Origin of the sequence: Microbacterium laevaniformans (assembly GCF_016907555.1) — a bacterium.
Taxonomy (GTDB): domain Bacteria; phylum Actinomycetota; class Actinomycetes; order Actinomycetales; family Microbacteriaceae; genus Microbacterium; species Microbacterium laevaniformans.
The window spans coordinates 2,614,777-2,638,942 of record NZ_JAFBCE010000001.1; the positions used below are offsets into that span (position 1 = coordinate 2,614,777).

At 70.9% G+C, this 24,166-nt stretch carries 28 protein-coding genes, 1 tRNA gene and 1 pseudogene; 16 read left to right on the top strand and 14 right to left on the bottom strand.

What is annotated here, in order from left to right; genetic code table 11:
- The first annotated feature begins 32 nt into the window (after window positions 1–32).
- From JOE53_RS12500 to JOE53_RS12545, 10 genes are all read left to right on the top strand, one after another.
- A complete protein-coding gene (locus JOE53_RS12500) occupies window positions 33–1,781 on the top strand; it encodes a nitrite/sulfite reductase (protein WP_061680946.1) in 1,749 nt (582 codons plus the stop codon).
- Window positions 1,778–2,521: a phosphoadenylyl-sulfate reductase gene (locus JOE53_RS12505; protein WP_061680945.1), complete on the top strand. Its 744-nt coding sequence runs from the start codon at window positions 1,778–1,780 to the stop codon at window positions 2,519–2,521. Before JOE53_RS12500 ends, JOE53_RS12505 begins: the two co-directional genes overlap by 4 nt.
- Complete coding sequence (gene cysD / locus JOE53_RS12510) at window positions 2,518–3,435, top strand: sulfate adenylyltransferase subunit CysD (RefSeq protein ID WP_204947909.1); 918 nt, start codon at window positions 2,518–2,520, stop codon at window positions 3,433–3,435. The genes JOE53_RS12505 and cysD overlap by 4 nt, the downstream gene beginning before the upstream one ends.
- The gene (locus tag JOE53_RS12515) at window positions 3,435–4,748 is read left to right on the top strand and encodes a sulfate adenylyltransferase subunit 1 (RefSeq protein WP_204947910.1); all 1,314 of its coding nucleotides are present in this window, start codon (window positions 3,435–3,437) and stop codon (window positions 4,746–4,748) included. Before cysD ends, JOE53_RS12515 begins: the two co-directional genes overlap by 1 nt.
- Window positions 4,749–4,808: 60 nt before the next feature.
- Window positions 4,809–5,888: an ABC transporter substrate-binding protein gene (locus JOE53_RS12520; protein WP_204947911.1), complete on the top strand. Its 1,080-nt coding sequence runs from the start codon at window positions 4,809–4,811 to the stop codon at window positions 5,886–5,888.
- Window positions 5,889–5,992: 104 nt separating this feature from the next.
- Complete coding sequence (locus JOE53_RS12525) at window positions 5,993–6,748, top strand: ABC transporter ATP-binding protein (protein WP_061680956.1); 756 nt, start codon at window positions 5,993–5,995, stop codon at window positions 6,746–6,748.
- Entirely contained in the window at window positions 6,738–7,655 is a 918-nt protein-coding gene (locus JOE53_RS12530; protein WP_061680936.1) for an ABC transporter permease, read from the top strand. The genes JOE53_RS12525 and JOE53_RS12530 overlap by 11 nt, the downstream gene beginning before the upstream one ends.
- Window positions 7,652–8,449 carry a uroporphyrinogen-III C-methyltransferase gene (cobA, locus tag JOE53_RS12535; RefSeq protein WP_061680934.1) on the top strand — a complete coding sequence of 266 codons (798 nt, stop codon included), beginning with the start codon at window positions 7,652–7,654 and terminating at the stop codon, window positions 8,447–8,449. Before JOE53_RS12530 ends, cobA begins: the two co-directional genes overlap by 4 nt.
- Window positions 8,446–9,855, top strand: coding sequence for an FAD-dependent oxidoreductase (locus tag JOE53_RS12540; RefSeq protein ID WP_204947912.1), 1,410 nt, complete (start codon window positions 8,446–8,448; stop codon window positions 9,853–9,855). Before cobA ends, JOE53_RS12540 begins: the two co-directional genes overlap by 4 nt.
- Window positions 9,852–10,844 (top strand): NAD(P)/FAD-dependent oxidoreductase, encoded by a 993-nt coding sequence (locus JOE53_RS12545; protein ID WP_271171026.1) that lies wholly within the window; start codon window positions 9,852–9,854, stop codon window positions 10,842–10,844. The genes JOE53_RS12540 and JOE53_RS12545 overlap by 4 nt, the downstream gene beginning before the upstream one ends.
- Window positions 10,845–10,905: 61 nt before the next feature.
- Here the strand turns inward: JOE53_RS12545 and dcd are convergent, their stop codons facing one another.
- Both dcd and JOE53_RS12555 read right to left on the bottom strand, forming a co-directional pair.
- The gene (dcd, locus tag JOE53_RS12550; protein WP_005051803.1) at window positions 10,906–11,511 is read right to left on the bottom strand and encodes a dCTP deaminase; all 606 of its coding nucleotides are present in this window, start codon (window positions 11,509–11,511) and stop codon (window positions 10,906–10,908) included.
- A gap of 40 nt (window positions 11,512–11,551) precedes the next feature.
- A complete protein-coding gene (locus JOE53_RS12555) occupies window positions 11,552–12,142 on the bottom strand; it encodes a TetR/AcrR family transcriptional regulator (RefSeq protein WP_204947913.1) in 591 nt (196 codons plus the stop codon).
- Between the two features lie 162 nt (window positions 12,143–12,304).
- On the opposite strand from JOE53_RS12555, the gene JOE53_RS12560 reads away from it, so the two are divergent.
- Genes JOE53_RS12560 through JOE53_RS12570 form a run of 3 tightly spaced genes read left to right on the top strand, consistent with a single transcriptional unit; the run spans window position 12,305 to window position 14,120 of the window.
- Entirely contained in the window at window positions 12,305–12,901 is a 597-nt protein-coding gene (locus JOE53_RS12560; RefSeq protein ID WP_016464019.1) for a DUF6230 family protein, read from the top strand.
- Window positions 12,892–13,392: a DUF6114 domain-containing protein gene (locus JOE53_RS12565; protein WP_204947914.1), complete on the top strand. Its 501-nt coding sequence runs from the start codon at window positions 12,892–12,894 to the stop codon at window positions 13,390–13,392. The genes JOE53_RS12560 and JOE53_RS12565 overlap by 10 nt, the downstream gene beginning before the upstream one ends.
- Entirely contained in the window at window positions 13,389–14,120 is a 732-nt protein-coding gene (locus tag JOE53_RS12570; RefSeq protein WP_204947915.1) for a hypothetical protein, read from the top strand. Before JOE53_RS12565 ends, JOE53_RS12570 begins: the two co-directional genes overlap by 4 nt.
- A gap of 103 nt (window positions 14,121–14,223) precedes the next feature.
- On the opposite strand, the pseudogene JOE53_RS14795 reads toward JOE53_RS12570, so the two are convergent.
- Window positions 14,224–14,361: pseudogene (locus JOE53_RS14795) on the bottom strand (alpha/beta fold hydrolase); the annotation flags it as partial.
- A 619-nt stretch (window positions 14,362–14,980) separates the two neighbouring features.
- On the opposite strand from JOE53_RS14795, the gene JOE53_RS12575 reads away from it, so the two are divergent.
- Window positions 14,981–15,054: transfer RNA gene (locus JOE53_RS12575), tRNA-Gly, on the top strand.
- Between the two features lie 144 nt (window positions 15,055–15,198).
- Here JOE53_RS12575 and JOE53_RS12580 read toward each other — a convergent pair.
- The 8 genes from JOE53_RS12580 to JOE53_RS12615 form a co-directional block, all read right to left on the bottom strand.
- A complete protein-coding gene (locus JOE53_RS12580; protein WP_204947916.1) occupies window positions 15,199–15,657 on the bottom strand; it encodes an SRPBCC family protein in 459 nt (152 codons plus the stop codon).
- A complete protein-coding gene (locus JOE53_RS12585) occupies window positions 15,654–16,004 on the bottom strand; it encodes an ArsR/SmtB family transcription factor (RefSeq protein WP_061680919.1) in 351 nt (116 codons plus the stop codon). Before JOE53_RS12585 ends, JOE53_RS12580 begins: the two co-directional genes overlap by 4 nt.
- 8 nt (window positions 16,005–16,012) lie before the next feature.
- Window positions 16,013–16,813 (bottom strand): ABC transporter permease, encoded by an 801-nt coding sequence (locus tag JOE53_RS12590; protein WP_204947917.1) that lies wholly within the window; start codon window positions 16,811–16,813, stop codon window positions 16,013–16,015.
- Window positions 16,810–17,751 carry an ATP-binding cassette domain-containing protein gene (locus JOE53_RS12595; RefSeq protein ID WP_061680917.1) on the bottom strand — a complete coding sequence of 314 codons (942 nt, stop codon included), beginning with the start codon at window positions 17,749–17,751 and terminating at the stop codon, window positions 16,810–16,812. The genes JOE53_RS12590 and JOE53_RS12595 overlap by 4 nt, the downstream gene beginning before the upstream one ends.
- Entirely contained in the window at window positions 17,751–18,110 is a 360-nt protein-coding gene (locus JOE53_RS12600; protein ID WP_204947918.1) for a VOC family protein, read from the bottom strand. The genes JOE53_RS12595 and JOE53_RS12600 overlap by 1 nt, the downstream gene beginning before the upstream one ends.
- A 371-nt stretch (window positions 18,111–18,481) precedes the next feature.
- Window positions 18,482–18,874 (bottom strand): VOC family protein, encoded by a 393-nt coding sequence (locus tag JOE53_RS12605; protein WP_233449566.1) that lies wholly within the window; start codon window positions 18,872–18,874, stop codon window positions 18,482–18,484.
- Window positions 18,875–18,877: 3 nt separating this feature from the next.
- A complete protein-coding gene (locus JOE53_RS12610) occupies window positions 18,878–19,165 on the bottom strand; it encodes an ArsR/SmtB family transcription factor (protein WP_325168503.1) in 288 nt (95 codons plus the stop codon).
- Window positions 19,166–19,304: 139 nt separating this feature from the next.
- The gene (locus tag JOE53_RS12615; protein WP_204947919.1) at window positions 19,305–19,622 is read right to left on the bottom strand and encodes a hypothetical protein; all 318 of its coding nucleotides are present in this window, start codon (window positions 19,620–19,622) and stop codon (window positions 19,305–19,307) included.
- Window positions 19,623–19,812: 190 nt separating this feature from the next.
- Between JOE53_RS12615 and JOE53_RS12620 the strand changes: the two genes are divergently transcribed.
- Together JOE53_RS12620 and JOE53_RS12625 are read left to right on the top strand one after the other, a co-directional pair.
- The gene (locus tag JOE53_RS12620; protein ID WP_157556949.1) at window positions 19,813–19,983 is read left to right on the top strand and encodes a hypothetical protein; all 171 of its coding nucleotides are present in this window, start codon (window positions 19,813–19,815) and stop codon (window positions 19,981–19,983) included.
- Window positions 19,984–20,101: 118 nt separating this feature from the next.
- The gene (locus tag JOE53_RS12625) at window positions 20,102–20,980 is read left to right on the top strand and encodes a hypothetical protein (RefSeq protein ID WP_204947920.1); all 879 of its coding nucleotides are present in this window, start codon (window positions 20,102–20,104) and stop codon (window positions 20,978–20,980) included.
- A 113-nt stretch (window positions 20,981–21,093) separates the two neighbouring features.
- Here the strand turns inward: JOE53_RS12625 and JOE53_RS12630 are convergent, their stop codons facing one another.
- From JOE53_RS12630 to JOE53_RS12640, 3 genes are all read right to left on the bottom strand, one after another.
- The gene (locus JOE53_RS12630) at window positions 21,094–21,753 is read right to left on the bottom strand and encodes a peptidase M23 (protein WP_271171027.1); all 660 of its coding nucleotides are present in this window, start codon (window positions 21,751–21,753) and stop codon (window positions 21,094–21,096) included.
- Between the two features lie 89 nt (window positions 21,754–21,842).
- Window positions 21,843–22,730, bottom strand: coding sequence for an EamA family transporter (locus JOE53_RS12635; protein WP_204947921.1), 888 nt, complete (start codon window positions 22,728–22,730; stop codon window positions 21,843–21,845).
- Between the two features lie 35 nt (window positions 22,731–22,765).
- Entirely contained in the window at window positions 22,766–24,028 is a 1,263-nt protein-coding gene (locus JOE53_RS12640; RefSeq protein WP_204948247.1) for a serine hydrolase domain-containing protein, read from the bottom strand.
- Between the last annotated feature and the right edge of the window lie 138 nt (window positions 24,029–24,166).

Below are 24,166 nucleotides of genomic sequence, written 5' to 3' on the forward strand. Positions count from 1 at the left end.
TCCCACCATCACCCAGCACGCCGGGGGTCAGCATGACGACGAGAGACAGCGACACGCGCGCAGCGGACTCCGCCGACGCGGGTGGGCCGCCGCACCGAGCGGCCCGGCTGGCGCGACCGTCGGCGCGGCCTCACGGACAGTGGAAGATCGACGGCACCGCGCCGCTGAACGCGAACGAGGAGTGGAAGCAGGTCGACGACGGTCTCGCCGTGCGCGAGCGCATCGAGACCGTCTACGCGCAGGGCGGATTCTCCTCGATCGACCCGACGGACCTCCACGGCCGATTCCGCGTCTGGGGACTGTACACGCAGCGCCGGCCCGGCATCGACGGCGGTCGCACGGCCTCCCTCGAGCCGCACGAGCTGGAGGATGCCTTCTTCATGCTCCGCGTGCGCATCGACGGCGGCCAGCTCACCACCGAGCAGCTGCGCGTCATCGCGGGGATCTCGCAGGAGTTCGGTCGTGACACCGCCGACCTCACCGATCGTCAGAACATCCAGCTCCACTGGATCGAGGTGGAGTCGATGCCCGAGATCTGGCGCCGCCTCGAGGCGGTCGGCCTCGGAACGACGGAGGCGTGCGGGGACGTCCCGCGCGTGATCCTGGGCTCTCCGGTCGCGGGCATCTCCGCCACCGAGCTGATCGATCCGACGCCGCAGATCGAGCAGATCCAGTCCCGCTTCATCGGCGACCCGACGCTGGCGAACCTGCCGCGCAAGTTCAAGTCGGCGATCACCGGACACCCCAGCCAGGACGTCGTGCACGAGATCAACGACGTCGCGTTCGTCGCGGTCGAGCATCCCGATCTCGGGATCGGCTACGACCTGTGGGTCGGCGGCGGCCTCTCGACCGCCCCCCGCCTGGGCGAACGTCTGGGTGCGTTCGTCTCGGCCGATCGCGTGTCCGAGGTGTGGCACGGCGTCGCGCAGATCTTCCGCGACTACGGCTACCGGCGCCTGCGCAACAAGGCGCGCCTGAAGTTCCTGCTCTCCGAGTGGGGCGCCGAGAAGTTCCGCCGGGTGCTGCAGGACGAGTACCTGGGCTACGCCCTCCCCGACGGTCCCGCGGCACCGAAGCCCGCGAGCGCGGGCGACCATGTCGGCATCCACCGGCAGAAGGACGGCCGGTTCTACATCGGCGTGACGCCCATCGTCGGAAGGGTGTCGGGGCCCACGCTCGCCAAGCTCGCCGACCTGATCGAGACGCACGGGTCCACCCGGCTGCGCACGACGCCGCACCAGAAGCTCGTCATCCTCGACATCCCCGAGGACCGGGTGCCCTCGCTCGTGGCGGGTCTGGACGAGCTCGGCCTCTCGGCCCGGCCGAGCCTCATCCGCCGCGGCACGATCGCGTGCACGGGCATCGAGTTCTGCAAGCTCGCGATCGTGGAGACCAAGGGCCACGCCACGCGCGCGGTGCTCGAGCTGGAGGAGCGGCTGGCACGGGTGGAGGTCCCGCACCGGCTCTCGCTGCACGTGAACGGATGCCCGAACTCGTGCGCCCGCATCCAGACGGCCGACATCGGGCTGAAGGGACAGCTCGTCACGATCGACGGCGAACAGGTCCCCGGCTACCAGGTGCACCTCGGCGGCGGCCTCGCCTCGCAGGACCGCGAGGAGGCCGGACTCGGACGGACGGTGCGCGGCCTCAAGGTCGCCGCCGACGGGATCGCCGATTATGTGGAGCGGGTCGTCACGCGGTTCGTCGCGGAGCGCGACGTGGCAGCCGACGAGACCTTCGCCCAGTGGGCGCACCGTGCGGACGAGGAGGCGCTCGTATGAGCGTCTCCCTCGCCCCCCGCGCCGCCGCACGCCGCAGCGCGGACGAGCTGCGCGCGCTCGCCGAGGCCGGCAACGCCCTGCTCGGCAGTCTCACCGCGAACGAGGCCGCCGCCGACCAAGTCGTCCGCTGGGTGGCCGAGAACTTCTCCGCGGAAGCGGCCGCGGTGGCCTGTTCCATGGCGGATGCCGCGCTTCCACACCTCGTCTCGCAGCACCTGCCCGGCGTGGACGTGCTGTTCCTGGACACCGGTTACCACTTCACCGAGACCCGCAGCACGCGCGACGAGGTCGACCGCGTGCTCGACGTGCGGGTCGTTGACGTCCTGCCCGAGCAGACCGTCGCCGAGCAGGACGCCGCGTTCGGCGCGCGCCTGTACGAGCGCGACCCCTCGCTGTGCTGCTCGCAGCGCAAGGTCGAGCCGCTGCAGGGCGCGCTCGGCGGCTACGAGGTGTGGTTCACGGGCGTGCGCCGCGACGAGGCTCCCACCCGCACGAACACGGCGCTCGTGGCCTGGGACGAGCGCAACGGCCTCGTGAAGGTGAACCCGGTCGCCGCGTGGAGCTTCGACGATCTGCTCTCCTACGCCGCCGCCCACAAGGCCCCGGTGAACCTGCTCCTCGACTTCGGGTATCCGTCGATCGGATGCCGGCCGTGCACCCGTCCCGTGGCGCCCGGCGACGACCCCCGCTCCGGCCGCTGGGCCGGGTCGGCCAAGACGGAATGCGGACTGCACGAATGACCACCGACACGACCGCGCCGACCCGCCTGAGTACGCTCGATCTGCTCGAGGCCGAGGCCATCCACATCATCCGCGAGGTGGTCGCGGAGTTCGAGCGACCCGTGCTGCTGTTCTCCGGCGGCAAGGACTCGGTCGTGGTGCTGCACCTCGCGACGAAGGCGTTCTTCCCCGGTCGCGTCCCGTTTCCCGTGCTGCACGTCGACACCGGCCACAACTTCCCCGAGGTCATCGCGTTCCGCGACGAGACCGTCGCGCGTCTGGGGTTGAGCCTGGAGGTGGCCCGCGTGCAGGACTACCTGGACGACGGCCGACTGCACGAGCGCGTCGACGGCACCCGCAACCCGTTGCAGACCCAGCCCCTGCTGGATGCCATCGCCGCCGGCCGTCACGACGCCGTGTTCGGCGGCGCGCGGCGCGACGAGGACAAGGCACGCGCCAAGGAGCGCATCATCTCGTTGCGCGACGAGTTCGGACAGTGGGATCCGCGCAACCAGCGCCCCGAGCTGTGGTCGCTGTACAACGGGCGGCACACCCCGGGCCAGCACGTCCGCGCGTTTCCCATCTCCAACTGGACCGAGCTGGACATTTGGCGCTACATCGAGCGCGAGCAGATCGCGCTGCCCCCGCTGTACTTTGCGCACGAACGAGAGGTGTATGCCCGCGACGGCATGTGGCGCGCGGTGGGCGCGTCCTCGCCCGCCCGCGCGGGCGAGCAGATCCTGCGTCGCACCGTCCGCTACCGCACGGTCGGCGACATGAGCTGCACCGGCGCGGTCGAGTCGGATGCCGCGGACGTCGCATCCATCGTCCGCGAGATCGCCGCCACGACCATCACCGAGCGCGGTGCGACGCGGGCGGACGACCGCCTGTCGGAGGCGGCGATGGAAGATCGCAAGAAGGACGGGTACTTCTGATGACCACGACGCTCACGGCCGCGCCGACGCTGTTCCGGTTCGCCACCGCGGGGTCGGTCGACGACGGCAAGTCGACCCTCGTGGGGCGACTGCTGCACGACTCGAAGGCGATCCTCTCCGACCAGCTCGCGCAGGTGCAGCGCACCTCGGTGGATCGCGGCTTCGCGCACGGCGCGTTCGACTTCGCGCTGCTGACCGACGGCCTGCGGGCCGAGCGCGAGCAGGGCATCACGATCGACGTCGCCTACCGGTACTTCTCCACCGGTGCGCGGTCGTTCGTGCTCGCGGACTGCCCCGGGCACGTGCAGTACACGCGCAACATGGTCACCGGTGCGACGACCGCCGACGCCGTCGTCGTCCTGATCGACGCGCGCAAGGGCGTGCTGGAGCAGACACGGCGGCATCTCGCTGTCGTCGCCCTCCTGCGGGCGCCGCACGTCGTCGTGGCGGTCAACAAAATCGACCTCCTCGACTTCGCGGAGGACCGCTACACGCCGGTGGCCGCGCAGGTGAGCGCCGTCGCGGCCGAGCTCGGGATCGCGCACATCTACGTGCTGCCGGTCTCGGCGCTGGAGGGCGACAACATCGTCGAGCGGTCGGCTCGCACCCCCTGGTACGAAGGCCCCGCCCTGCTCGAGCTGCTCGAGACCCTGCCGGCACGGGACGAGCTCGAGACGCCCTCCGACTTCCGCCTGCCGGTGCAGCTGGTGCTGCGACCGCAGGGCGGCCTGGCCCCCGAGCTCGCCGCGGACCCCGAGGCCGCCGAGCGCTATCGCGACCACCGCTCGTTCGCGGGGCGGATCTCGTCGGGCTCGGTCCGGGTCGGCGACCGCGTGACCGTCTTCCCCGCGGGGGTCGAGACGACCGTCACCGCGATCGACATCGCCGGAGCCCCCGGCGAGGAGGCGGTCGCCCCCCAGTCGGTGTCGGTGCAGCTCGCCGACGACGTGGACGCCTCGCGCGGCGCCGTCATCGCCACCGCCGGAACACTTCCGGATGCCACGCGCACGATCGACGCCGAGCTCTTCCAGCTCGACCCCCGCGAGCTGACGCCGGGCAGCCGCGTGCTCGTCAAGCACGGCACGACCACCGTGCAGGCCCTCGTCGCCGAGATCGTCTCACGACGCGACCTCGACACGCTCGCCCACGAACCGGCGACCGAGATCGCGGTGAACGAGATCGGTCGCGCCACGCTGCGTCTGTCGACCGACCTCGCCGTCGAGCCGTACGCGACCAACCGCGAGACCGGATCGTTCCTGGTCATCCATCCGCAGGACGGCGCGACCCTCGCCGCCGGCACCGTCCAGGCCTGATCCCCGACCGCGCCACCGGCGCACCCGCGCACTCACCCGCACCCCGAAGGAGGCGAACCGATGAAGAAGCCCACCCGTATCCTCACCCTCACCGCACTGGCCGTGGCGAGCATGATGGCTTTCGCCGGCTGTTCCTCCGCGGCATCCGCCGACACCGCAGGCGACCCCACCGGCGGCACGCCGGCGACGGAGCTGCGACTCGGATACTTCGCGAACATCACCCACGCTCCCGCCCTCATCGGACTGCAGGAGGGGATCTTCCAGAAGGCGCTGGGCGACACCGCGCTCACGACGCAGACGTTCACGGCGGGGCCGGCAGCCATCGAGGCCCTCTCGGCGGGAGCGATCGATGCGACGTTCATCGGTCCGAATCCGTCGATCAACACCTTCATCCAGTCCGGCGGCGTCTCGGCACGCATCGTCGCGGGCGCCACGATCGGCGGCGCGGCGCTGGTCGTCCGCGACGGCATCTCGTCGCCGAGCGACCTGAAGGGCACGACCATCGCCACGCCGCAGCTCGGCAACACGCAGGACGTCGCCCTGCGCAGCTGGCTGAAGGAGAAGGGGCTGGCGACCGACACGACCGGCGGCGGCGACGTGCACATCACGCCCACCGAGAACGCGCAGGCGCTGACGCTGTTCCGGGACGGCCAGATCGACGGGGCCTGGGTGCCCGAGCCGTGGGCGTCGCGGCTCGTGCTCGACGCCGGTGGCACCGTGCTCGTCGATGAGGCGGAGCTCTGGCCGGGCGGGGTCTTCCCCACGACCGTGCTCCTGGTGCGCACCGACTACCTCCAGGCGCACCCGCAGACAGTGGCTGCACTCGTGCAGGGCGACCTCGACGCGATCGCCTGGATCGTCGAGCACCCCGACACCGCCGGTGCGCAGATCAACGCGAGACTCGCCGCCGACACGGGCAAGGGGCTCAGCGACGCCGTGCTCACCCGCGCCTTGGCACAGGTGAGCTTCTCGGCCGACCCGCATGCCGAGACGTTCCAGACGCTCGTCGACCACGGCCGACAGGCCGGCACGCAGAAGAGCGGATCGATCGTGGGCCTGTTCGACCTGCGGCCGCTCAACGGGCTGTTGCAGCAGCGCGGGGCGCCGAGCGTGTCCGCCGCCGGACTCGGCGAGCAGTGACCGTGGCCCGCACGACGCCGACACCGTCGGCCGCCCCGGACTCCCGCTTCCCCGCGAAGCCGCCTTCCGCGCTCCGACCGAGCTTCGACCTCACCGCACCGCCCGTGCCCGCTGGCCCCGCCGCGGCGCCGATCGTGCGGCTGCGCGGGGTCGGGAAGCGCTTCGGCGGCGGCCCTCTCGTGCTGGACGGGGTCGGACTCGACATCGCGCCAGGCGAGTTCGTCTGCCTGATCGGCGCCTCCGGATGCGGCAAGTCGACGCTGCTCAACCTCATCGCCGGACTCGACGCGCCCTCCAGCGGCACGATCGAGACACCCGCCGAAGGAACCGCGGTGATGTTCCAGGAGTCGGCGCTGATGCCGTGGCTCACCGCCTCGCGCAACGTCGAGCTCGCGCTGCAGCTGCGCGGCGTCCCGCGGACGCAGCGCCGCGAGCGCGCCCGCGAACTGCTCGACGTCGTGAATCTGGCCGATGCCGCCGCCAAGCGTCCGCATGAGCTCTCCGGGGGCATGCGCCAGCGGGTGGCGCTCGCGCGGGCACTGGCCCAGGACCGCCCGGTCCTGCTCATGGACGAGCCCTTCGCCGCGCTCGATGCCATCACCCGCGACCTCCTCCACGAGGAGCTCGACCGTGTCTGGCGCGCGACGGGACGCACGATCGTGTTCGTCACCCACAACGTGCGCGAGGCGGTGCGCCTCGGTCAGAGAGTGGTGCTGCTCTCCAGCCGCCCCGGCCGCATCGCGGACGAATGGCGCGTGCCGGGAGCGACGGCGCGGCGCATCGAGTCCCGCGAGGTCTCCCAGCTGGCGGCCGAGATCACCGAACGCCTGCGGAAGGAGATCCGACGCAATGCCTCCTGAGACCATCGCGCTCGCCGGGGCGGATGCCGCGGCATCCACCCCGGACGACAGCCTGCGCACCCTCGCCGCGGGCCTCGACAGCCTGCAGACGACGCCCGAGCGCGCCCGCGAGCCCTGGCGCCGCGTCGCGGCCGGTGTGCTGCCGCCGGTGGTGTTCGTCGCCCTGCTCATCGCGGCGTGGCAGCTGTACGTCGTCATCGCGCGCCCGCGGCCCGACCGCGTGCCGTCGCCGCTCGACGTCGCTCTCGCGCTGGGCGACGCGTGGGACCTCGGGCGTCTGCAGCTCGCCGTCGTCACGAGCCTGGAGCGGGGACTCATCGGATTCCTCATAGCGATCGTCGTGGGCACGCCGATCGGGCTGCTGCTGGCGGAGGTCCGCCCGATCCGGCGCGCCGTCGGACCGATCATCTCGGGGCTGCAGGTGCTGCCGTCGGTGGCCTGGGTCCCGGCGGCGATCCTGTGGTTCGGGCTCACCGACGCCACCGTCTACTTCGTCATCCTCATGGGCGCCATCCCCTCGATCGTCAACGGACTGATCGCCGGGGTCGCCCAGGTGCCGCCGCAGCTGCGGCGCGTGGGCACGGTCCTCGGCACCACGCGCGTCTCCCAGCCGTTGCTGATCGTGCTGCCGGCCGCGCTGCCCGGCTACGTCGCCGGCCTCAAGCAGGGCTGGGCGTTCTCGTGGCGCTCGCTCATGGCCGCGGAGATCATCGCGACCGGCGGCACGATCGGGTTCGGCCTCGGGCAGATGCTCGATCAGAGCCGACAGCTCGCCGACCTCGCCGGGGTGCTGGCGACGATCCTCGTGATCCTCGCCATCGGCATCCTCGTCGAGCTGGTCGTCTTCGCGCCACTCGAGCGCCGGATGCTGCGCAACCGCGGTCTGCTCGCAGGGAGCACCCGGTGAGCGCCGCGGCCGACCCGGCGGGCCGGGTCACGCTCGTCGGCGCCGGTCCCGGCGACGTGGGCCTGCTCACCCTGCGCGGCCTGCGCGCCCTGCAGAAGGCCGACGTCGTCGTGGCCGACCGCCTCGGCGCGCGCGCGGTCCTCGACGGGCTGGCGGCGGAGGGCTACGCGCTCACCGCCGAGATCGTCGACGTCGGCAAGGCTCCCGGACACCATGCCGTGCCGCAGGACGCCATCAACGCGCTGCTCGTCCAGCTCGCCGGCGAGGGCAGGGAGGTCGTGCGGCTGAAGGGCGGCGATCCGTACGTGTTCGGCCGCGGCCTGGAGGAGCTGGCGCATTGCCGCGCGCACGGCGTCGACGTCGAGGTGGTCTCCGGCGTGACGAGTGCGGTCTCGGTGCCGGCCGTCGCCGGCATCCCCCTCACCCACCGCGGCATCGCGACCGCGTTCACCGTCGTCACCGCGCACGACCAGATCTCCGCCGTCGGCGGCGCGCGCGATCACACCGTCGTGCTGCTCATGGGCGTCGGCACCCTCGCCCATGCCGCCCTGACGCTGGCGCGCGGCGAACGCGGCGGCGACTGCCCCGTGGCCATCGTCGAGGACGGGTACGGGCCGGGCCAGCGCGTCACCGTGGGCACGCTCGCGACCATCGCCCATCAAGCGGCCGTCCGCCGCGTCCGCTCCCCCGCCGTCGTCGTGGTGGGCGACGTCGTCACCCTCAGCCCCTACGCCCCCGCCGATCTCGCCGCCGTCACCCCGGCCGAACCCGTCCTCCGAAAGGCATCCCTGTGAGCACCGCCCCGGACCTCCGCGTCGCCATCGTCGGCGCGGGACCCGCCGGCATCTACGCCGGCAACATCCTCGCGAACGCCGTCCGGGAGGAGGGCGGCACCGTCGCGATCGACCTGTTCGACTCGCTCCCGGCGCCGTACGGACTCATCCGCTACGGGGTGGCTCCCGACCACCCGCGCATCAAGGGCATCGTCACCTCGCTCCACGAGATGCTCGACGCCGGATCGATCCGCTTCCTCGGCAACGTGGAGGTGGGCCGCGATGTCTCCCTCGAGGAGCTGCACGCGCGCTACGACGCTGTCATCCTCGCCACCGGCGCGATCCGTGACGCGGAGCTGGCGATCCCCGGCATCGAGCTGCCCGGCTCCCACGGTGCGGCCGACTTCGTCGCGTGGTTCGACGGTCACCCCGATGCGCCCCGCACATGGCCGCTCACCGCGCGCGAGGTCGCGGTCATCGGCAACGGCAACGTGGCGCTGGACGTCGCCCGCGTGCTCGCCAAGCACGCCGAGGATCTGCGCACGACCGAGGTCGCCGACAACGTGCTGGCCGGACTCGAGGCATCCGTCGTCACCGACGTGCACGTCTTCGGGCGGCGGGGTCCCCTCGACGTGAAGTTCACCCCGATCGAGCTGCGCGAGCTCGGGGAGGTGCCCGGTGTGGACATCGTCCTCGCGGACGAGGACTTCGCGGCGCTCGACGCGGCGACGGCGACTCCGGGGAACAATCAGCTGAAGGTGATCCGGCGGATCTTCGACGCGTGGCGCACGCGCGAGCCGGAGGCCGCGCACACCCACGCCGACCGCGCCCGACGGGTGCACCTGCACTTCTTCCACGCCCCGGTGTCCGTGCTCGGCGAGACGGGCGTGGAGGCCGTGCGCTTGGAGCGCACCGCCCCCGTGGCGGGCGACCCGAACGGCGCCGTCCGGGGCACGGGCGAGCTGCGCGACATCCCCGTGCAGGCCGTCTACCGCGCCGTGGGCTACCACGGCTCGCCCGTCGTCGGCGCGCCGTTCGACGACGTGCGCGGCGTCGTGCCGAATGCCGGCGGACGTGTCGAGGATGCGGCCGGCGAGCCGATCGGCGGCCTGTACGCGACGGGATGGATCAAACGCGGGCCCGTCGGGCTCATCGGCCACACGAAGTCCGACGCCCTGGAGACGATCACCCACCTGCTCGCCGACGCCCGCGCCGGCCTCCTGTCCACCCCCACCGTGCACACCGACGTGCGGGCACTGCTCGACGAGCGGGCGCTCGACTACACGACCTGGGAGGGCTGGCTGGCCCTCGACGCGCACGAGCGGGCACTCGGCGCGGGCCACGCCCATACCCGCGACCGCGTCAAGGTCGTGCCCCGCGAGGAGCAGGTCGACATCTCGCGCGCGGGCGCGTTGACCCCGTCGTGAGCGCCGCGCCGCGCGATGCCGGCGCGTCGGGCACGCGGGTCGTGGACGTCGTGGTGGTCGGCGGTGGACCGGCGGGGCTCTCGGCCGCGCTGAACCTCGCCCGCGCGCGCGCATCGGTCGTCGTGGTCGACGCGGGGCGTCCCCGAAACGCCGCCACCCTCCGCTCACACGGCTTCCTGACGCGCGACGGCGTATCGCCGATGGAGCTGCGCAAACTCGCACGCGCCGAGCTCGACGCGTACCCCGACGTGCGCATCCTCGAGCGGACGATCGCGACCTCCGTCGTACGGGTCGCGGCATCCGATGCGCCGTCGTCCCGCGACGCACGGTTCATCGTCGCCATCGGCGGACGGGCCGCCGTCGCCGAGCCCCGGCTGGGTGCCCGATCGGTCGTCGTCGCCACTGGACTGCGCGAGACGCTGCCCGCGGTGGAGGGCATCCGCTCGTTCTACGGGATGTCGCTGTTCAGCTGCGCCGCCTGCGATGCCTGGGAGCTGCAGGGCGGCCGCCTCGCCCTGATCGGCGAGACGCCCGACCTCGCGGCGCGGGCGCGACTGATCGCGCACTGGACGAGCCGGCTCACCGTGTTCACCAACGGAGCCGGCATCGTCGACGCCGTCGAGGAGGCGGAGCTGGTCGCATCCGGCGTCGGCGTCGAGCGGGCGCCCATCGCGGAGCTCGTCGGCGAGCGCGGCGCGATCTCGGCGGTCGTGCTCGCCGACGGGACGCGCGTCGAGGTCGACGGCGGGTTCGTCCGCCCGGTGTGGGAACCGGCGCTGGAGTTCCTCGACGGGGTCGACGCCGAGCGCGACGACGCGGGACACCTGCGGACCGACCGCGCCGGCCGCACCTCGATCCCGGGGCTGTACTCGGCGGGCGACGCCGCCTCCGGTCCGCAGCAGCTCATCGTCGCGGCGGGGCAGGGCGCCCGCGTCGCCGCCGTGCTCGTGCACGACAGCGTCGGCGTCGGCGTCACCACCGCGCACTGACCCGCGGTCTCCGCGGACGCCTGCCGACCGTCAGACGCGGCCGGGATCGGAAGCGGCCGGATCAGGCGCCGCGCGCCCCGGCATCCGTCGAACCCACATCCGTGCGGTGGAAGTTCTGGAACGACCGCGACGCGGTCGGGCCGCGCTGACCGTGATATCGGTTGAGGTACGGCCCCGTGCCGTAGGGGTTCTCCGCCGCGGACGACAGCCGGAAGAAGCACAGCTGACCGATCTTCATCCCCGGCCACAGCTTGATCGGCAGCGTCGCGACGTTCGACAGCTCGAGGGTGACGTGACCGGAGAAGCCGGGGTCGATGAAGCCCGCGGTCGAGTGCGTCAACAGTCCGAGGCGTCCGAGCGACGACTTGCCCTCCAGGCGCGCGGCGATGTCGTCGGGCAGCGTCACCTGTTCGAACGTCGAGCCGAGGACGAACTCGCCCGGGTGCAGGATGAACGGCTCGTCGGGGCGCACCTCGATGAGGTGGGTGAGATCGGGCTGGTCCTCGGCGGGATCGATGAAGGGGTACTTGTGGTTGTCGAACAGCCGGAAGTAGCGATCCAGACGCACGTCCACGCTCGACGGCTGCACCATCGCGGCATCCCACGGGTCGAGTCCGACGCGGCCGGAGGAGATCTCGGTGCGGATGTCGCGGTCACTGAGCAGCACGCGGCCAGCCTACTGGCCGCACGGCGACAGCGCGGCGCGCTCAGCGGTCGACGGAGGCCGCGATCGCCAGCGCCGAACGCGACAGGAAGGCGACGATCTCATCGGCGGGCCGGTCGGACTCGAGACCGAGCTCGATGAGCACGTCCTCGGCGAACGCGACCCAGGCGCGTGCGGCCACCGACAGCATGGGCGAGTCGGCGTGACCCAGCTCGTGGAAGACCTCGAGGATCCGTTGCGCGTTCTCGTCGCGGGCCTCGTCGACGAGTTCGCGGACCACCGGGTCGCCGCTGGCGACGCCCCGCACCAGCGAGTAGAAGGTTCCGCGGTGGGCGCGAACGAACGCGACGATCCGCTCGATCGTGTCGTCGAGGCGGGCGCGCGGCGGCAGCTCCGCGCGGGGGGCGGATGCCGCGATCAGCGCGTCGCGGGCGGTGGTGACCACCGCGGTGTGCAGGCCCTGGCGCGTGCCGAAGTAGTGGAAGACGAGCGCACGCGACACGTCCTCGCGCTCGGCGAGGGCCTCGATCGTGAGCTCGTCGAGCGGCCGCGACGCGAGGAACGCGACGCCCGAAGCGATCAACTGTGCGCGCCGATCCTCCCGCGACAGGCGCCGACGGTGCTCGGAGGACATGCCCTCGACCCTACCCACGAGGTGGGCGCGGTCCCACGGCCGCTCTTCGTGAGAGTTCTCTCACAGAGGCGCCTCCCTTATTGACTGATTGTCAATTGAGGCGCACAGTCGATGATCGAACGCGTCGGCAGCGGAGCCGGCGCCCCGGCATCCGGAGGATCGATGAGACTCTCGAACCCGACTCGCTCCCGCGCGGGACGCATCACCCTCGCCACCATTCCCGTCGTCCTCGCCTCCACGTTCCTCCTCGGAGGCGTCGCGCAGGGCGCCGTTCCGGTCTCGTTCGCGGTCTCCGGCAGCCAGTTCCAGATCAGCGCATCCAAGCTCGAAGGCACCGGGTTCTCGCAGTACGCGGGCGTGACGCAAGACACGGCGGGCGGCTCGCACAACGTAGCGATCGCCAACATCGCGTCGGCGCAGCTCTACGATCTCTGCCAGTCGGTGATCTCCGACACCCCGCTCGGCAAAGTGGGTGTGCTCATCACGGCCGGTGGCGGCGGCAACCCCGCCACCGCGAGCGACCTGCAGATCGGCATGACCGACCTCAAGGGCGATTCGTCGTTCTCCAACATCCGCATCGGCGTCGACGCCTCCACCGTGAACACGGCGGCGAAGGGCTCGGCGGGCGACTTCGCGCAGGATGCCGACAGCGTCACGATCAACAACCTCCAGCAGATCTCGTGGAGCACGCAGGCTTCGGTCTTCACGCTCACCGGAATGTCGCTGAAGCTGACGGACGGGTCGAGCGGATGCTTCTGACACGCCGGGCGTCCCGCGCCGCCGAGCTCGCCGCGGAGCCCGAGAACGAGACCGTGCCCACGCCCGTGGCGGGCCGGCCGGCGCGCGCCTGGCGGAAGGATCGGCCGCTCGTGGGCGGCATCCTGCTCATCGTCGGCGGCCTCGCGATGTTCGGCTCGAGCCAGCTCGACTTCGGGCGCCTGCACATCCACCTCGGCATCGAGGGACTGCAGGCGGTCGTGATCCCGCTGCTACTCATCGTGCTGGGCGCCCTCGTGGTCGCCACGCCGGCGCACCGCATCCTGTACGGCGTGATCGCGCTGGCGACGAGCGTCTACTCGATCGTGGGGGTGAACCTCGGCGGGTTCCTGATCGGGTTCGTGCTGTCGGCGGTCGGCGGCATCCTCGCGGTGTCGTGGATGCCGAGAGCCGCGCGCACCGCGGAGTCGGAGCCGACGGCTGAGGCGGATGCCGAGGAGGCGATCGTCCCCGACGAGGCGGTCACACGATGACCACGCGGCGTGCTCGTTCCGCGCTGCTGGCGGCCGCGCTCCTCGCGCTCGCGCCGAGCGCCGTCGGCGCCGCAGCCCTCCCCGCGGCAGCCGCCGAGACCTCCGGCGCACGGCCGACCGAGTGGTGCATCCCGATCATCATGCCCTGCCACTCGTCGCCGTCCCCGACGCCCAGTCCGTCACCGTCGGCGAGCGCGTCGGTTCCCGGCATCCCGAGCCTGCCGACCGTCCCCGGCCTTCCGGAACCCGGGCAGCCGACCCCGTCGCCGTCGGAAGGCACGACGCCGCCCGCGGTGGCGCCCGTCGCCGACGAGCAGGGACCCGTGTTCACGCAGCCGTCCGCACAGCTCGGGTCGACGTCGCTGTCGTTCAGCGGCCTGCGCGGCATCTCGGTCGTGACCGTTCCCCTCGCCGACGGTTCGCGGACGACGGCGTTGAAGCTCGAAGCCGACCGCATCACGATCTCCGGGTTCAGCCTGACCGTCCGCCACGACACCGGCCCCATCCTGACGACGACGGCCGACACGATGACCCTCGACGGGCACGTGGTGGTGTACATCAACTCGCTCAGCGCGACGCTTCCGGGAGGAAAGCTGCTCACGCTGGGCGCCGACACCCCGCCGCCTGCCGAAGGCCTCGACTCGATGTTCGGCGTGACCCTCGGCCTCGTCGGATCGACGGCCGATTCGATCACCTACACGAACACGGTGCAGCACCTGTCGGAGTGACGGGGAGTGCGGCGCCCGGCGCAGCGGGCGGGTCGCGAACGGAGGGTCAGGACTGGATGAACGCGAGGATGTCGGGGTTGATGACGTCCGCGTGCGTGGTCAGCATGAGGTAGAGCAGCTGTGCGTCCCAGTCGTCGGACGAGAGGGGCGGGCCGTGGTGGAAGACGATGGGCTGGGCGCCAGCGCTTCCCCAGTCCTTGTAGGAGATCTCCGCGCCGTCTTCGGTGGTGACGTAGGCAATGATCGGTCCTCCGGGTCGTGTGCATGGGTGCGCTCGATCCGAGCGTGTTCACGCCAACCGCGGCATCCGCTGACCCGTTCCTACATCTGTATAGACGTTCGGGGCGGCGGCGCGAGTGAGCCGAGGGCCATGCGTCATTGCGGCACGCTTCAATTACGCGACTGCAAGTTCAATTGTTTCCGGTTTTCGTTGAATCGATACGTGGTGTGATCAAGGGAACTTGAAGGAGAGCAGCACGGATCCCGCACGATTCGCCGCAAGTCCGATCGGCGACCTCCTTCCGATCTCCGGCACGGACGGCCGAGGGCAGACCTACGAGCGCGTCGCGTTCGCCGCTCATCCACTCGCGGCGCCGCCAGAACTCTGCACAGCCACCTGGAACCGTGTTGCGTTTCCAGGGCTGACCTACCAAGCGGTGAGCAACGCTGTACGCAAGCTCGAAGAAGTTGGGATCCTCGAGCAACGGAACGTTCCGGGGGTCATGGTGTTGGCGCCCCCGATGTCGTCGCGATCATCTCTGCGCCCAGCGCAGCGTAGCGGCGCCCGCCCGCGCTCAGTGCGGCGATCAGTCAGCGACATTCGTGGGTATGCTGGACGGGCACGGCCGTCAGGTCGTCGTGGGGCTGTAGTTCAATGGCAGAACTTCTGCTTCCCAAGCAGACAGCGCGGGTTCGATTCCCGTCAGCCCCTCCACTTCATTGACATACGAAGTCGATCGCATCCGGGCCTAGTGCGCTGGCCCTCGGAATCGGCCAGCCTCAGCAACTCACCGGGCTCGGCGATGAGATCCTGCGTCACACTCCGGCGGCTCGCGTACTCCGAAGAGACGCGCGATACCTATCCCGAGACATGGGGGTCGTTGAGGAGGTCGCCGAGGCGTCGGAGGACGTGGCTGCGCCAGCCGCCGCTCATGATGCGGCGGGCCATCTGCTGGCCGGGGTCGTCGGGGTCGAAGCCGCTGTGCTCCAGGATCAGCCGCGTGCCGTGACCCTCGGGGTGCAGGTGGAACGTGACGGTGCTGTCGAGCGGGTTGGTCCCGTCGGCATCGCGCCAGGTGATCCGCAGCCGCTCCGGGGGTCGGACTTCGAGCACTTCGCAGGCGATGGTGCCGGAGAAGTTGGTGGCCTCCACGGGCGCCGCGGTGAAGGTGAAGCGATGTCCGGCGACGGCCTGGAAATCGTTGGGCATCAGCCATTGGGACATGAGGTCGGGAGTCGTCAGGGCGCGCCAGACCTTCGCGGGCGGGTGCGGGTAGAACTGGTCGACCCGGATCGTGGTGAGGTCCTCGACCGTCATGCGCCGCCGTCCTCATCGGGCATGGCATCGAGCACCGCGCCCAGTCCGGTCAGGCGGCCGCGCCAGAACCGTTCGTAGGGGGTGAGCCAGTCGTGCAGTTCGGTGAGCGGGTCGGCGTTGAGCGAGTAGCGGCGGTAGCGACCATCGCGAGTCTCGGTGACCAGGCCGGACTCCCGGAGCTCACGCAGGTGCTCGGATACCGAGGGCCGTGCCATGTCGAACTGTGCGGCGATGTCGGATGCTGAGCGTGGGCCGTCGAGCAGGAGGTCCAGCACCTCGCGCCTGGTGGGATTGGCGAGGGCTGCGAGCACCCGGTCGACGGGGAGGGAGTGGGTTCGGCGGGTCATCGGAGTTCCTAGCGTCGTCGGTCGAGGCCGACCGCGACGGCGGCGGAGACGATCAGGATCGCCGCCATCCAGGCCAGTCCGACCAGCACATAGTAGCCGCCGTCGTGCGGTGCGCCGGCGATGCCCGCGTCGCCGTGGGCGAGCCATCTGGCGGCCTGGACGAGTACCGTCACGGGCTGGTTGTCGCCGAAGCCGCGCAGCCAGTCCGGCATCGACTCGGCCGGCACGAAAGCGCCGGACACGAATGTGAACGGCAGCACGATGAAGCCGATGCCTTGCGCCGCCTGCACGTTGCGGGTTGCGACCCCGGCGAGGATGAAGACCCACCCGAAGGTGAGCGCGACGAGCAGGCACCATCCAAGCACGCCGAGCAGCCCGAGTACTCCGGCCTCCGGCCGGAAGCCGACCGCGAGGGCGACTCCGGCGGTCACGACGAGGGTGAATGCGGAGAGTCCGAGCTGCGCGATCGCTCGCCCGGCGAGTGCGGCCGAAGGCGCGATCGGCAGGGACTTGAGGCGGTCGGTGACCCCGGAACCCATGTCCTCAGCGACCGCGCCGCCGACGCCGATCACCGAGAACAGCATGCTCACCACGAGCAGGTTCGGCGCGAGGAACTGCACGTAGTCCAGGCTCCCGGTGCCGATCGCGCCGCCGAAGACGTAGCGGACGATGAGCAGGAACACCACGCTCTGCACCACGGACATGATGACCACGGCCGGCGTGCGGAGCGTGGCGAGCGCGTGCCGGCGGGCCACCGCGAGCAGGGCGACCGGCCAGACGGTGTGCCGGGGCGTCGTCGTGGCGGTCATCGGGCGCTTTCTGTCTTGTCGGTGCCGACGAGGTCGAGGAACACGTCATCGAGCGTGGGTCGGCGGATGGTCAGCTCGCGCAACTCGATCCCACGGGCAGCAAGGTCGGCGAAGACGCCGAGCGCTTCGCGCGCGCCTTCCCGTGAGGTCCAGATGACGGTCATCCCGTCCTCGCCGATCCGCGCATCATCGGGAGCGGACTCCGCTGCGAGGATTGCGTGCTCGGGCCGGTCGACTGCGATGGTGACCGTCTCGTCGGCGACGCGGGACTTGAGCTGAGCGGGTGAGCCATGCGCGACCACTTCGCCACCGTCGATGACGATCACGTTGCCTGCCAGCGCGTCGGCCTCTTCCAGGTATTGGGTCGTCAGCAGCACGTCTGTCCCTTGTCGGGTCAGGTCGATCACGGCGTCCCAGAGCTGGCGGCGGCTGAGCGGATCGAGCCCGGTTGTCGGCTCATCCATCAGGATGAGCGCGGGACGGGCGACGAGACTGACAGCCAGATCGAGGCGACGGCGAGTGCCGCCGCTGTAGGTGCCAGCGATGCGATCCGCGACGTCCTCCAATCCGAGCCGTCCGAGCGCCTCATCTGCCGCAGTTCGCGCGGCCCGGGCGCCGAGGCCGCTGAGTCTGCCGAACACCTGGAGATTCTCGCGGCCGGTCAGCTTCGGTTCGACCGCCGCATGCTGGCCCGCCAGCCCGATCACGCCCCGCACGTTCGCCGGGTGCCGAACGATGTCGTATCCGGCCACTCGCGCGGTGCCGCTCTCGGGTCGCAGGACGGTGGAGAGGATCGAGACCAGGGTCGTCTTCCCTGCGCCGTTCGGCCCCAGGAGTGCGTGCACCGTGCCACGTTCCAGCTCCAGGTCGACGCCCCGGAGCGCGGTCACCCCCCGGTAGGACTTCGTCAGCCCCTCGGTCTCGATGATCGCGGGCATCAGGCGGCCGACAGCACGAACCCGTTGCCGTCCGGGTCCGAGAATGTCGCCTCCAGCCCCCACGGCATCTGGGTCGGCCCGGAGACCTCGACGCCCGCTTCCCGAAGTTCGGTCGCCGCGGTCTCGACGTCGGGAACCGCGAGCATGATTCCGCGCGCGGTCCCGGCCTGGATGCCGGGGAACGGGCGCAGCAGGAGCACGCCGGTCTGCGCGCTCTGCGGCACCACCTCCAGCCAGCGGTGTTCACCGTTGGAGACGTCCTGGCGGACGGTGAGGCCGAGCTTGTGGGCGTAGAAGGCGAGGGCGGCGTCCTGGTCCGCGACGAACAACGTGATGCTCTTCAGGTTCGAGACTGTCATGTCACCCACTTTAGGTAGGCATTATCCTACGTGTCAAACGTAGGTGAAAACCTACAGAAGGTTGAGGGGTGACATGGATCGGGTACCACACGACGTTGGGCGCGGCGCTCGACTCGGTGAGTCTCGCGCTCCTGAACCTCCCGCGCAGGCGATCCCCCGGACGGCGTGCAGCGAACGAGTCACCCCGAACGCGGCCCGGTAGCGCCGCGTACGTCACCGCGATGCATCGCAAGGGCAAGGTTGGGGAGGGCGAAGCTGGATGCTTCCAGCCGATCATCGCCCGCACACGCCGCCATGCGGGTCGGGCTCGGTCCACTGTCCCGTCTTGCGTCCCTCCGCATCGCAGGCTTTCGGCGAGTCCTCAGACACGCTCATGCCGGGCTGGCGAGCTGGATAAGGTTGCCGCACGTGTCGTCGAGGACGGCGGTGACGACCGGCCCCATCACGGTCGGCTCCTGCGTGAAACGGACGCCCTTCGCGGTGAGCTCGGCGTGCGCCGCCGCCGCATCATCGACGGCGAAGGACGCCGCTGGGATGCCGTCGGCGACGAGCGCGGCCTTGTACGCCCTTGCAGCCGGGTGCTGGTCGGGCTCGAGCAGCAGCTCTGTGCCGTCAGGGTCATCGGGGCCGACGACCGTGAGCCAGCGGAACTCCCCGACGGGCACATCGGTCTTCGGCAGGAAGCCCAGCCTCTCCGTGTAGAAGTCGAGTGCCTTGGCCTGCTCGTCGACGAACACGCTCGTCACGTTGATACGGATGCCCATGAGTCATTCCTTAGGTTCGGCGGGCCAGCGCTCGACGATCTCGCGCAGCGGCTCCGTGTGCAGGTGGTGGAGCTTCGTCCGCCCCGAACGGCGCGAGCTGACGAGGCCCGCGTCCTCCAGGACGGCCAGGTGCTGGGAGATCGCCTGCCTGCTCGATGTGATGCCGTGCCGCATGACCAGCCGGCTGCACAGCTCGAAAAGGCTCTGCCCATCCCGCTCCGCCAGCTCATCGAGGATGAACCGCCGGGTCGGATCGGCGAGCGCCTGGTAGACGTCTCCCACTCCGATCACAATAGGCAAGTAGACACTTGCATGTCAACATCGCGTCGCTCATCTGGATCAAATCAGACTTGATCAACACGGCCTAGGTGCGACGCATGTTGAGGGTGTAGCCGGGGGTCGGGCGGCGGTGGCTGGATAGGGGTCGAGGTCACCCGGGACCGGAAGTTCCTACACTCACCATCCGGAAGACCTCGACGTGCTCAACGCTACCTTCGCCGCGCCTTGCCTCACCACGTTCTGCCGCCTCGATGAGCTCGGCCTCGAGGCCGTCGGGCAGCATCTCGACGCGGATCGGGCGGTGATCGGCCTCGAAACAGGCCCGGCCGCCCTCGACGTTGATCGCCCGCGGGAAAGGATCCGGCGACGACGCGAACCTCGACCGCCACATCGATGCCACGGGTCGCTGCACACCGGCCAGCCGGGCGACGCCGGCCAGGTCGATGAGGAGCGAAGGCGCTGTGGACATGGGGCCAACCTACTCCGCACCAGGAATTACTGCCGTCTCATGGCGATAAGGCGGCTTATCACAGGCCTGTTCTTTCCCGACACGGTTCTGTTCCACGATCTGTTTGGCGGCATCACGTCGCTGTCGCAGGCGGGGCGTTGCGGGGGGCCGCCCCGTCTGCGGGTTCCACCTCCCGCCCCTGAAGATGCTCATGACCCCCATCACACCGGCAGGCGGCGGCGCGACCGACGTCGTCGCGGACGCGGTCTCGTTCCTTGTCTCCGACCGCGCGTCGCGCACGACCGAAGCATCACTCGATGTGAGCGGAGGAAGCACCATCGGCGGCCGACGATCCGGAACCGGTACGGTCGCGCTGCGCTAGTAGTCGCCGTCGAGCTCACCGACCCCGTGAGCGTCGCCCCGCGCTGGGATAGATCGACCGCTCGTCGCGCTGAGGAGATCACCCTGACCTTCACCACCGTCCTCATAGGCTGGAAGCCATGAGTCTCATCGACCCGAAAGCCGCGGCCGCCGAACGGGATCGAAAGCTCGTCGGCTCGCCGCGGGCACTGACGGCCACCCTCCTCTGGGGGCTCGCGGGGTTCGCCGCCGCAGCGATCATCGGCTTCGGCATCGGCGGCTTCTTCGACCAGGTACGCATCGTGTCGATCAACAGCGTATTCAGCACCTGGGACGGCGGCGTCCCCGTCGCCGTCCGATCGACGGCCCTGCCGGTCGGCATCATCGCCAGCATCATCACAATGGGCGCCTACTCGGCGTGGAACCACCGCTACACGGGCCGGCGCACGTACTACGCCTTCCTCGGCCCGGCATCGATCGTCCTCCTCGGCCTCGCGACCGGCGTGCTCCTCTCGCTGCCGATGTGGGCGGCGCCGGATGCCGTGGGCGTCGCTGTCGACCCCGTCTTCCACGAGGACGAGGCCTGGGGCGTCGGTGCGTGGATCATGTACACCGGTATCTGGTGGCTGCCGGGCATCTTCATCGCCCTGGGTCTCACCAGCATCATCGGCCGCCTGCGCGCGCAGCGCTTCCGCCGGCGCAACGCCGACCTGGCCGCCGAACTCCTGACCACCGGCCGTCTCGTCGACGCCGAGGTCACCTCGTCGCCGCAGCTGTCGACGGAGGCGATGGCCGCCGCGCGCGCGGCGGTCTCCCTCACGTTCGCGTTCGATGACGGCCAGGGTGCGCGCCGCTGGGTCACCTGCCTGGCCCTCCTGCCGCCGCGCGAAGTGCCCGCAGAGGGCGCGTCGCGCCCTCTGGTGTTCGACCCCCGCACGCCCTCCGACGTGAAGCGGATCTTCGTCTCTCCGACGGGAGACCTCGAGCCCTCGGCGTTCGTCGCCGTGCGCGCCGCCTGAGTCGGACACCGACGCCGACGCGCCTGGTACCTTTCCCCGTGCCGCGCACCGCACGGGGGCGGGTGATCGGGGATCGTCGCGGTCGAGACAGGACGACCCCAGAGGCACGCCCGTCAGAGGCAGGTATCGACGACGGTCTGATCGTCGAGCACGGCGACGATCCGCTCGGCCAGCGGCCAGTACGGGGCGTAGTGCGTCGGATCGCGATTGATCTGCACCCGATGGGCGACCTCCGTGGGCGCCGTCGCCGACCGCTCCGGCTCGGGCACCTTCTCGACCATGGCGCGGTAGAACAGGCTCGCCGCCGTGTAGGGATCGAGCCGCTGCTCCCGCGTTCCCCAGCCGTCCTGCTGCTGGAACAGACCGATCGAGGTCGTGCGTGAGCCGTCGGGGTTGGTCACCCCGCTCGTCTCCCAATCGCCGTAGTCGATGTTCTGCAGACTGGACTCCCCCAGCGCCGTCATCACCGCGATCGTCTGGTCGCGCACAGGCAGTCCGGCATCGCGGCCGGCCGCCACGATGCTGCGTGCGTTGTCGAGCTGCTGCCGCCCGAATCCCTCGGCCTCCGCGCAGACGGCGGCATGGCGCACGGCCTGCCCGATCGCCACCCCCGCCACGCCCAGCCCGATGGCGAGCACGGCCACCACCGCTAAGGCGACCGCCCGGCGACGTCGCAGCTGACGTCGCCGCCGGGCGCTGAGGGCCGGACGGCGACGAACGGGCCGACGCCTCGTCGAGCCGCCGCGGCCGGATGTCGAGGAGCGCGAGGTCACCGCGGCATCCTGTCACGCGCGACTATCCGTCACCCGAACGTCGGCTGATCACCGGCCGGAGGGCACCCGACGATGGGGATGACGCCGCCTCAGCCGATCGGCTCCACGGCGTCGCGCACGCGGCGCCCGGCGGCGCGCACGGCGCCGATGGATGCCGCGATCACCAGGACGATTCCCACGATCTCCAGCCACGCGAGACGCTGTCCGAGCAGTGCCCAGCCGGCCAACGCCGCGACTGCCGGGGCGAGCGACATCAGAATGGCGAACGCCGCCGCCGGTAGGCGCCGCAGCGCGATCAGCTCGAACGCGTACGGCAGCGTCGACGACAGCAGGGCGACCGCGGCGCCGAGCGCGAGCATCTCCGGCCGCAGCAGCGCTGCGCCCGCCTGGACGATGCCGAACGGCAGCGACAGCACGGCGCCGATCGCCATCGCGATGGCCAGCCCGTCCAGACGCGGGAACGCGGCACCCACGCGCGCCGACGCGAGAATGTAGATCGCCCAGCTCGCCGCGGCGCCGAGGGCGCACAGCACGCCGAGGAGGTCGAGTCGATCCCATCCGCCGCCGGCCAGGGCGACGACGCCGATGAGTGCGACGCCGGCCCACAGCCAGGACGAACGACGGCGCCCGGCGATGATCGACAGCGCGAGCGGGCCGAGCACCTCGATCGTGACCGTCACTCCCAGCGGCAGACGTTGCAGCGCGAGGTAGAACAGCCCGTTCATCGTGCCGAGGACGACGCCGAACACGATGACATCGCGCCACGCGCTCGCCCCGTGCCCGCGCAGCCGCGGCCGCGCGACGGCCAGAAGGATCAGCGCGGAGAACGCGAGGCGCAGCATCACCATGCCCAGGGCGCCGACGTGCGGGAACAGCGTGACCGCGATCGCGGCGCCGCCCTCCTGACACACCAGTCCGGCGACGACGAGGCCGACCGCGGCCGGCGCTCCAGATGCGGGGGTGCGCGCGGCGCTCACGCGGCGCTCATCGGCAGCTCACACCGTGCTCGATCTCACGGGATCGGGCATACCGCAGCGGCGGTGACCTGCGCGGCCATGTCCTCCGCCGTCCACGGCAGCCCCGCCTGCGGGGCGGTGCGTCCCGAAGCCGCCGGCGCCTTCGACGCGATGGCCGCGAGCTCCCACGCGAGACTGCGGACGAGGTCGCTCGACGCCCGCGAGTTGTTCAACGTGACGACGACGCTCATCCCAGTCGTGCTGTCGGCGAACGCGGCCGTCAACGCACCGGGGACCGAGCCGTACTGCCCGATGAGGCTGCCGGCCTGGTACGCCCCACCACGCGCGGTGAACCACGACGGACCGTTCGCCACCGCCGGCAGCGGGTTCTCGAAGCGGCCCGGCGCGTCGTAGGGACGGAGCCCCATCGCCAGCGCCTGCACGTATCGACCCGTGTCGGCGAGATCGCTGATGACACCGGATGCCGTGAAGCCGGCACTCGACGACAAGCCGACCACCGGGGTGGGAGCGGTGCACGCCGCGCTGCCATCGGCCGCGGTGCCCGTCCACAGGCCGTCCAGCTCGGCGGTGCCGTTGTCGGGCAGCGATGTGGAGGTCATCCCGTTCGGACCGAACACGTACTGCTGATAGAGCTGCGACGCGGTCTTGCCGGTCGCGCGCTCGAGGGCGAAGCCCAGCAGCACGTACCCGGTGTCGGAGTCGGCGAACACGGTTCCGGGCTGGATGGTCGATTCGCGCGACATCCCGAAGGCCATCAGCTCCCGCGGCGTCCAGACACGGGAGGGAGTGGCGCGTATACGCGCGTCGATGCTCGGATCGTACGGACCGATACCCGACGTCGAGTCGCAGAGCTGACCGAGCGTCAGGCCGTCCCGAGCGCCCTGGTCACCGAGGCCCGTCACATACTTGCCGACCGGGTCGTCCAGCGACACCACGCCGTCGTGGACGAGTCCGTAGAGCACGTCGCAGGTCATCGACCGCGTCAGCGCACCGGCGTGGAAGGTCATCGCGTCGCTCACCGCGGCGCCGCCGGGAGCGACCGTGCCGATGCCCGCATCCCAGACACCCGCCCACGGAACGCGCACGCCGACGATCGCGCCCGATGCGCCCGATGCGGCCACGGCGCGCTCGACGGCCGTCTGCAGCTGGGCCTGAACATCGCCGCCGATGGCGGCATCCACCTGGTCCGGCAACGGCAACGACACCGTTTGGCTCGACGAGCACGCGGCCAGCGCGATCGCCAGCGCGAGCGTACCGGCCACCGCTGCAAGACGCCGCGATCGACGAAGAGCCCGCATGCTCACCCCCTGGTCAGTCCTCTCAGCGTAGATCACGATGCGCGGGCGACCCGACCGCCGTGACACTCCTGTGACGATTGCGTCGCGGGGCCATTGCCCCGGGAGGTGGGCCGTCGCGCCCCGTGCACCCGCCCCTAT

Coding starts and splice junctions, on each gene's coding strand:
- JOE53_RS12500 (WP_061680946.1), top strand. CDS start 33: ATGACGACGAGAGACAGCGACACGCGCGCAGCGGACTCCGCCGACGCG.
- JOE53_RS12505 (WP_061680945.1), top strand. CDS start 1,778: ATGAGCGTCTCCCTCGCCCCCCGCGCCGCCGCACGCCGCAGCGCGGAC.
- cysD (WP_204947909.1), top strand. CDS start 2,518: ATGACCACCGACACGACCGCGCCGACCCGCCTGAGTACGCTCGATCTG.
- JOE53_RS12515 (WP_204947910.1), top strand. CDS start 3,435: ATGACCACGACGCTCACGGCCGCGCCGACGCTGTTCCGGTTCGCCACC.
- JOE53_RS12520 (WP_204947911.1), top strand. CDS start 4,809: ATGAAGAAGCCCACCCGTATCCTCACCCTCACCGCACTGGCCGTGGCG.
- JOE53_RS12530 (WP_061680936.1), top strand. CDS start 6,738: ATGCCTCCTGAGACCATCGCGCTCGCCGGGGCGGATGCCGCGGCATCC.
- JOE53_RS12555 (WP_204947913.1), bottom strand. CDS start 12,142: ATGTCCTCCGAGCACCGTCGGCGCCTGTCGCGGGAGGATCGGCGCGCA.
- JOE53_RS12560 (WP_016464019.1), top strand. CDS start 12,305: ATGAGACTCTCGAACCCGACTCGCTCCCGCGCGGGACGCATCACCCTC.
- JOE53_RS12565 (WP_204947914.1), top strand. CDS start 12,892: ATGCTTCTGACACGCCGGGCGTCCCGCGCCGCCGAGCTCGCCGCGGAG.
- JOE53_RS12570 (WP_204947915.1), top strand. CDS start 13,389: ATGACCACGCGGCGTGCTCGTTCCGCGCTGCTGGCGGCCGCGCTCCTC.
- JOE53_RS12580 (WP_204947916.1), bottom strand. CDS start 15,657: ATGACGGTCGAGGACCTCACCACGATCCGGGTCGACCAGTTCTACCCG.
- JOE53_RS12585 (WP_061680919.1), bottom strand. CDS start 16,004: ATGACCCGCCGAACCCACTCCCTCCCCGTCGACCGGGTGCTCGCAGCC.
- JOE53_RS12590 (WP_204947917.1), bottom strand. CDS start 16,813: ATGACCGCCACGACGACGCCCCGGCACACCGTCTGGCCGGTCGCCCTG.
- JOE53_RS12595 (WP_061680917.1), bottom strand. CDS start 17,751: ATGCCCGCGATCATCGAGACCGAGGGGCTGACGAAGTCCTACCGGGGG.
- JOE53_RS12600 (WP_204947918.1), bottom strand. CDS start 18,110: ATGACAGTCTCGAACCTGAAGAGCATCACGTTGTTCGTCGCGGACCAG.
- JOE53_RS12605 (WP_233449566.1), bottom strand. CDS start 18,874: ATGGGCATCCGTATCAACGTGACGAGCGTGTTCGTCGACGAGCAGGCC.
- JOE53_RS12615 (WP_204947919.1), bottom strand. CDS start 19,622: ATGTCCACAGCGCCTTCGCTCCTCATCGACCTGGCCGGCGTCGCCCGG.
- JOE53_RS12620 (WP_157556949.1), top strand. CDS start 19,813: ATGACCCCCATCACACCGGCAGGCGGCGGCGCGACCGACGTCGTCGCG.
- JOE53_RS12625 (WP_204947920.1), top strand. CDS start 20,102: ATGAGTCTCATCGACCCGAAAGCCGCGGCCGCCGAACGGGATCGAAAG.
- JOE53_RS12640 (WP_204948247.1), bottom strand. CDS start 24,028: ATGCGGGCTCTTCGTCGATCGCGGCGTCTTGCAGCGGTGGCCGGTACG.